The following is a 6,988-nucleotide window of genomic DNA, read 5'->3' as shown; positions in this document are numbered from 1 at the left end:
CCACCGAGGCCGGCCCGAGCCGTGTACCGACGCTGCGGGCCGCGCCCTGGAGCGCCGCCTCGTCGGTGACGTCGACCTCGAAGCAGTGCGCCTCGGTCGGCAGCCCGGCCGCGACCTGGCGCAACGAGTCGAGCTCCCGGCCCAGCAGCGCCAGCCGCATGCCCCGCCTGGCCAGCCGGCGTGCCACCGCCGCGCCCACGCCGCGCGCCGCCCCGGTGACCACCGCGATCCGCGCGTACGATCCAACCTCCGCCATGACCGCCTCCAGGCCCGCCCTTACGACCCGCGCCGCACCGCGCACCCGCCCAGTCGACCACGCCCCACGCGGCCCGCCCGCCACCGCGAGCCACGAGGGTGGCGGCGTCGCCCACTCATAGGCCACCCCCGCCCGTACCGCAGCCGGGCCCGACACCGACTCGGCAGCCTGCGCGAGCATCCGGCCCGGCTCACGCGCGGGGCTGGATGCGGCGTGGCGGCAGACGGCCGACCGATCGTCGCTCCCGGGGCGGGAGACGCGCCCGGCTGAGCCTGGGCGGGCTCGGCGCGGTGACGCACGAGCAGATCATCCCCGCCACTGGAGCAGGGAGTCAGCAGGTGATGACGACCTTGGCGCTCGCGTGCTCCATCTCCAGGTAGCGGACGGCCTCGGCCCCCTCGCTCAGCGGGTAGGTCCGGTCCACGGCCGGAGCGAGCGCACCCCGCTCGACGAGCTCGCGCAGCGCCGCCAGGTTGTCCGCACTCGCCTTCGCCGTCAGGACGTGGATCCTCCCGCGGCCGAGGCGGGACATGAGCTTCCCACGGATGATGAGGCCCATCGGACCGAACAGGCTGCCCCCTTCGGACACGCCGCCGCCGGACAGCACCACGGCGCCCCCCGGGGTCAGCGCGCGCCGCAGGTCGGCCAGGGTCCGGTTGCCCACCAGGTCGAGCACGAGGTCGTACCGCAGGCCCGTCCGGGTGAAGTCCTCCTGCCGGTAGTCGACGACGTGGTCGGCGCCGATGGAGCGGACCAGGTCCACGTTCCGGGTGCTGCACACCCCGGTCACCTCCGCGCCGAGCGCCTTGGCGATCTGCACGGCGAAGGTGCCCACGCCGCCCGAGGCGCCGTTGACCAGGACGTGCTGCCCCGGCCGCAGCCGCCCCAGATCGCGCAGGCCCATCAGCGCGGTGTTCCCCGCCAGGGGCACGGCCGCGGCCTGCTCGAAGGTCAGGCCGGCCGGTTTGGGGCCCACCGCGTCCTGCGGAGCGCACACGTACTCGGCGAACGCCCCGCCGGCCTCGCCGAACACCTCGTCACCGGGACGCAGCCCGGCGACGCCCCGGCCGACGGCCTCCACCACGCCCGCGAAGTCGGTGCCCTGGATCGGCTGCCTGGGTCTGGTCAGGCCGAAGGCCAGGCGTGCCACGTACGGATCGCCGCGCATGACGTGCCAGTCGCGGGCGTTGACCGAGGCCGCGCGCACCCGTACGAGCACCTCGCCGTCCCGGGGAGCCGGGCGGTCCACCTCCTTGAACTCCAGAACGTCGGACGAGCCGTACCGGTCCTGGACTATCGCCTTCATCGAGCCTCCGCAAGTCGGGTGTTCGCGACGTTAGGGGACCCGCGGCCGTACCGGTATCGGGGACCGCCCCTAGGGAGTGACCCCGATACGGGCCGGACCGGCCCGCGGCCCCGCCGACTCCGCCCGTGCGTGCGGGACTTCCCTGCGTCACAGACTGGTCACAGCCACCACACAGGCTCCGAGACCGGGCGAACATGGCGCGATGCACAGACGTCACGCCATCACCCTGTTCACGGCAGCCACCGCCCTCGCGCTCACCGCCTGCAACCCCCAGGCGAGCGGCACCAACGGCAAGCCCGCAGCCCCCGACGCCCCGTCCCCGAAGACCTCCGCGCCCTCGGCCCCCGCAGCCGGCGCGAAGACGGGCACACTGCCGAACCTCGTCGGCAAGGGCCTCCAGACCGCACAGGACGAAGCGCAGGCCGCCGGGTTCTACGCACTCAAGTCCCACGACGCGCTCGGCCGTGCCCGGCTTCAGGCCCTCGACCGGAACTGGAAGGTCTGCTCCCAGACCCCTGCCGGCGGCGGCACCGTCGACACCGGCACCACGATCGACTTCGGCGCCGTCAAGCTCGACGAGACCTGCCCCGCCGCGGACGCGCCCGCGCCCAAGCCCGCGGGTGACACCATGCCGGACTTCGTCGGTCAGGGCATGAAGGCGGTCCGCGCCGCGCTCCCGTCGAACGCTTCGATCTCCGTGAAGGACGCGGTGCAGAGCCGGATGGTCCTCCAGGAGTCGAACTGGAAGGTATGCACGCAGAACCCGGCCGCGGGCGCCGCCCTGAACGGCCGGCCCGTCTCCTTCACCGTCGCCAAAATCGAGGAGACGTGCCCCTGACATCCGGCCCTGAAGGCCGAAGCCGTGTCGAGGGCGTCGGTGTGGCGACCGCTGACCGGCCGGCTCGGCTGGAGCCCGCAACGCCCCGAGCGCGGGCGGTCGAGCGGGACGGTTCCGAGATCGCCCGCTGGATCGCACACTCCGGCGGGTCCCTCGCCGCGGCCGGCGCCGTCCCCGTGCTCGCGGCGCGGGGAGCGGAGCCGGCCGCGTTGGCCGCCGGGCCGTCTTCACCGACGGCCGCCGCTGCCCTCCCGCTGCCGCATGACCGCCAGGTCCACCGCCCGGTCGACGGCGGGCAGGCAGGCGGCGATGTCCGTGTGGACCACGTACTCCACCGACGCGACCGTGTGCAGGCCCTGCACGAGGAAGGTGTACTCCCTGTCGCGCTCCAGCAGCAGGACGATCGGCTTGTCGAAGGCACTGGCCCACCCGATCTCGATGTGGGTGCCCGGGGAGGCCGGGTGGCCCGGCAGGGCCACGAACACGTCGGCCTTGCGGATCTCGTCCTGGTCCAGCTTGGTGCACTGCTCCGGCCGCATCAGCTCCGCCCCCCACGCCTCGCGGCGGTGGGCGTTGTGCACGGACAGCCCCTGCGCCTCGAAGTGCTTGATCAGGACGTCGAACGGCGCCCGGGCACCGGCCGGCATCTCCCCGGTCTCGGGGTCCAGGAGCTGGATGAACGGGCCGGCGAGGAAGACCGAGCGGATGCCCAGGTCGGGGCGGATGCCGGGCGAGGCGGGTGAGCCGAGCGAGGCGGGCGGGTCGAGGGGCGGCGTGAGGGCCATGGGAGGTACCTCCGGGAGGAGCGCTGGTGCGTGGTGTCGGGTGCGGGCGGCGGCTGGCGGGCGGACCGGATCAGTCCTTGAGGAAGCACTGGATGAACGCGTCGCCGGTGGTGCCGCCGTGCGTGTACTCGGTGGTGTCGTACGCGACGAAGGGGTGCCGCTCGACCCGGATCCGGCGGAAGTGCGGGAGGTACTGCCAGCGCAGCTCCGGCTTGGTGCTGAAGAACGGGATGAAGACGCCGCCGGGGCGCAGTACCCGGACGACCTCCGGCATGGTCCTGGCCCACAGCGCGGCGTCCGTCCAGACCTCCATGTCGAGGGCGGGGTCGAAGAACATCCCGTCGATGCTCTCCGACGGCAGTTCGAAGATCCGCTCGAAGAAGTCGCCGCGCTCGATCGTGAGGTTGTCGGGTACCCGGGGGTGCCGGGCCCGGAACAGGTCCTCGACCTCGCCGAAGAGTTCCAGCACCGTGTGGCTGCGGGTCGCGGGGTTGCCGGCGATGCGCAGCGCGGACAGGCCGAGCCCGAGCCCGACCTCGTAGAAGTCCTTTCCGTACTCGCACAGCATGTCGGCGCTGGCCCACATCAGGTCCCGCTCCCAGGCCTGCATGGCCTGCTCGCCGCCGATGCTGAGGGTCACTTCGCCGTTCTGCTCGATCAGTTCGATCGCCGGCTTGTCCGCGGGCGCGGTGCCCGGCTCGGTCACGTCCTGGCTCTGCATGTTCTTCTCCTCGTGGGGTGTGGGGGTTCGGTCAGGCGGTCCGGGGAACGACGCCGAAGTGGCGCCGGGCCGTGGAGACGGCCAGGTCCTGTACGGCGAACACGGTGAAGTAGTAGGCCTGCGGGGCGGTCCCGGGGGCGAAGCGCACGCGGAAGGCGACGTCCTCGGCCCGCCCGCCGGTGAGCCGGACCCTGGTGGTGGCGGGCTCCACGGTGGTGTCCTCGCGCAGGTAGGTCGGGACGAAGAGGCCCAGCCGGACCGGTCCGGTGCGGGCCGCGGTGACCGTGGCCCGCACCTCCAGCACCCCGCCCTGCGCGACCTCGTCGGCGGCGTGGGCGAGCAGTGCGGGCGCGTCCGGGATCCGGAAGGTGACGTCGCCGCACCGCATGCAGACGGCGCAGGTGGTGTCCAGGACGTGCGGGAGCAGGCCCCGCCGGGTGAACTCCTGCGCGGGGCGGCCGCAGTGGCAGGTGACCTCCCGGACGTCCGGGTCCAGGCTGCTGCGGTCGCCGAAGTACGCCGGGTAGTTCATCAGCTCGGTCTCGGGATCGGCCGCGACCTGCTCGGTGATCATGTGGTCGAGGGACTGGAGGTCCGCCGTGAGGGAGGCCTCGATCTGCTCGGGCGACTGGTCGGCGAGATGCGTGGGCCTGGCCACCCAGAGGTCGACCTTCCTGGCCAGTTTGGTGAGCCGGGGCCGCAGCGGGTGGTTGTGCGGCAGCAGCTCCGAGGCGAGGTAGGCGGTGAGCCGGGCGCCCGCGGTCAGCAGCAGCGGGTCGGGGCGGTGGTCCGCGGGAGCGGGCGGCGCCGGCGTGTCCTCCGGCGCGCCCGGCAGCCCGAAGCGCATGAACGCCGGGTAGGGGTGCGAGCCCGCCAGGCTGGCGTTGAGGGTGTCGACCGAGTCCGCGCCGGTGAGGGCGCCGTGCATCCAGGCGACGTTCTCGGGCCGGTCGGAGTCGTGCACCGACACCGCCGAGACCACCGTACGGGCCGGACCGTCGAGCGCGTTCAGCAGCAGCTGGTACTTCGGGTCGTAGAGGGCGAGGTCCGAGAGGGGGCCGCTGTTGCACGCGCTGAGGACCAGTTCCACGGCCTCCACCCGGTTGAGGGGGACCAGCTTGTCCTCCGGTTTGTAGCAGGGCAGCCCGTACGCGCAGCGCGGGCCGAGCAGTCCGGGGGTGGCCGGGGCCGAGGGGTTCAGACCGCAGAGGGTGAACTCGCCGAGGTTGACGCTGTCGTCCTTGCCGTGGCCCTGGAAGCCCACCCGCCGCCACCGGGTGCCGAGGATCTCCGCCTGGATGTCGGCGCGCTCGAAGTCCCGGTCGTCGAAGACCTGGACACCGGGCAGCCGCGGAGGCCGGTCCGTGTCGGTGAACAGGCCCAGGGCGTCGACGTCGGGGGCGGGTTCCGCGTACTGCTTGGCGACGTTCCAGCAGACCGAGGCACCGTCGCGGCCGCTCAGCAGCGTCAGGCCGTGCCGCGGGCCCCGGTAGGTGGCCATCAGCAGGTCCCGGACGGGGTCGAGGGTGAGCCGGTCGTAACGGCCGACGACCAGCAGCGAACCGCCGTGCCGGGCCCGGAACGCCGCGACGTCCGCCAGCTCCTCCTCGCCCACCCACGTCCGGGCGAACGGGCCGGCCAGCTCCGCGAGTCCCTCGGGCAGGTGCGCCGCGCCGAGGAGGACCCCGACGTCCAGCGGGTGCGGCCGCCGCAGAGCGCCGTACAGCCGGCCGGCGAGCTCGACGCTCTCCGCCAGATCGGCGCGGTCGCCGGCCGGCACCGGCACCGGCAGGAGCCCGGGCGAGTCCAGGAACTCCCGGACGGCTCCGGCGAATTCCTGTCTGGCGACGGGGCGGAACAGGGGGCCCGGCCCGGCAGGCCCGTCGGTTCGCTGCTCGGTGAGCGCTGCGTTCATGGTGGACCACCTCGTGTCGTCCGCGCCGGGGGCGCGGGGTAAGGGGAACGGGGAGAGGGAAGGACGGGGAGCGGCTGCGCGCCGGGTAGGGGTCAAGGGGCCGGCATGCCGGGTTCGGCGGTCATGCCGCGCACTTCGGCACCGGGCGCCGCCCGCCGTGCCAGCCCGTGCCAGCAGCCCCCGGCAGACGAAGGCCAGCGCGGCGGCGGCCAGGGCGGCTCCGGTCGCCACCGCGAACACCGTCCGCGGCCCGAACGGATCCATCAGCAGCCCGCCGGCCTGCTGGCCCAGCGCGTCGCCCAGGACGGTGGCCAGTGACGCCCAGGTGAACGCCTCCGCCATGGACCGTTCTTCGGCGATGCCGCTCACCAGGGTCATCTCGGTGGCGGAGACCAGGGCGATCGGTACGCTGCCCACCGCGAGCGCCACGGCCAGGCCCACCTGGGAGCCGGCGAGCAGCGTCAGCCCGGTGCCGACGGCGTAGGCCAGCAGGAGACGGGCCAGGCGCACCTGCGGGGCCACCTCGGACTGGGACCGGCCGAGCCAGACGGCCCCCAGAGCGCTGCCGACACCCCAGCAGGCGTACACCACGCCCGCGCCGCCCGGAGCCCCGTGCCGGTCGACGAACGCCGGGATGGCCAGGGTCAGCAGGCCGATGGGCACCGCGGAGACGGCCATGATGCCGGCCAGCGCCAGCAGGGCCGGCTCCCGCAGCGGGCCCAGCGGGTGGCGCGGACCCTTCGGGTCCTGCGGGGCGGCCCCGGTGCCGGCGGGCAGCCGGGCGTACGCGAGCCCGAGCGTGCCCACGCCGCCCACCACCGCGATCACCGTCAGCGCCGTCCCCGCCGGGCCGGCCAGCATCAGCGCCGCCAGCATCAGCGGCGCGCCGATCACCAGGACCTCGGTGAGCAGCGCCTCCCAGAGGTAGGCCGTCTCGCGCTCCTCCTCCCGGAGGGGCAGCCGCGCCCAGAGCGAGCGCATGCAGGCGTTCGCGGGCGGCAGCACCATCCCCGCGACGACCGCCGTCGCCGGCTGCGCCCAGCCCCCCGGGCGGGTCGCCCACACCAGGACGGCCAGTGCCAGCGGGTAGGCGACGGCGGTCGCGGTCAGCACCACCGCGCGGCCGTTGCGGTCGAGGCGGCGGGCGATGAGCGGGCTGCCCAGGGC

6 protein-coding genes are annotated in these 6,988 nt (G+C 74.2%); 1 reads left to right on the top strand and 5 read right to left on the bottom strand.

The window, feature by feature from the left end:
• Together VR44_RS43190 and VR44_RS32085 are read right to left on the bottom strand one after the other, a co-directional pair.
• A partial coding sequence (locus VR44_RS43190; RefSeq protein WP_157880476.1) for an SDR family NAD(P)-dependent oxidoreductase occupies positions 1-256 on the bottom strand: 256 nt, incomplete at its 3' end.
• 331 nt (positions 257-587) lie between these two features.
• Entirely contained in the window at positions 588-1,562 is a 975-nt protein-coding gene (locus VR44_RS32085; RefSeq protein WP_045951144.1) for an NAD(P)-dependent alcohol dehydrogenase, read from the bottom strand.
• A gap of 202 nt (positions 1,563-1,764) precedes the next feature.
• Here VR44_RS32085 and VR44_RS32080 point away from each other — a divergent pair, with 202 nt between their 5' ends.
• Complete coding sequence (locus VR44_RS32080) at positions 1,765-2,400, top strand: PASTA domain-containing protein (protein WP_045951143.1); 636 nt, start codon at positions 1,765-1,767, stop codon at positions 2,398-2,400.
• Positions 2,401-2,627: 227 nt separating this feature from the next.
• On the opposite strand, the gene VR44_RS32075 is transcribed toward VR44_RS32080, so the two are convergent.
• From VR44_RS32075 to VR44_RS47815, 3 genes are all read right to left on the bottom strand, one after another.
• Entirely contained in the window at positions 2,628-3,185 is a 558-nt protein-coding gene (locus VR44_RS32075) for a nucleoside 2-deoxyribosyltransferase (protein WP_245692650.1), read from the bottom strand.
• A gap of 70 nt (positions 3,186-3,255) precedes the next feature.
• Entirely contained in the window at positions 3,256-3,906 is a 651-nt protein-coding gene (locus tag VR44_RS32070; protein ID WP_045951142.1) for a class I SAM-dependent methyltransferase, read from the bottom strand.
• Between the two features lie 31 nt (positions 3,907-3,937).
• Positions 3,938-6,988, bottom strand: a 3,051-nt coding sequence (locus VR44_RS47815; RefSeq protein WP_245692647.1) for an MFS transporter, incomplete at its 5' end; no start/stop codon positions are given.

The sequence above is a fragment of the Streptomyces katrae genome (genome assembly GCF_000966975.1).
GTDB classification, from domain to species: Bacteria; Actinomycetota; Actinomycetes; order Streptomycetales; family Streptomycetaceae; genus Streptomyces; species Streptomyces katrae.
Note: the sequence above shows the minus strand (reverse complement) of the source record. Positions and strands in the feature narration are given on the sequence as shown.

Excerpts from the sequence above, each read along its gene's own strand:
- VR44_RS32075 (WP_245692650.1), bottom strand. The coding sequence starts at position 3,185 with ATGGCCCTCACGCCGCCCCTCGACCCGCCCGCCTCGCTCGGCTCACCC.
- VR44_RS32085 (WP_045951144.1), bottom strand. The coding sequence starts at position 1,562 with ATGAAGGCGATAGTCCAGGACCGGTACGGCTCGTCCGACGTTCTGGAG.
- VR44_RS32070 (WP_045951142.1), bottom strand. The coding sequence starts at position 3,906 with ATGCAGAGCCAGGACGTGACCGAGCCGGGCACCGCGCCCGCGGACAAG.
- VR44_RS32080 (WP_045951143.1), top strand. The coding sequence starts at position 1,765 with ATGCACAGACGTCACGCCATCACCCTGTTCACGGCAGCCACCGCCCTC.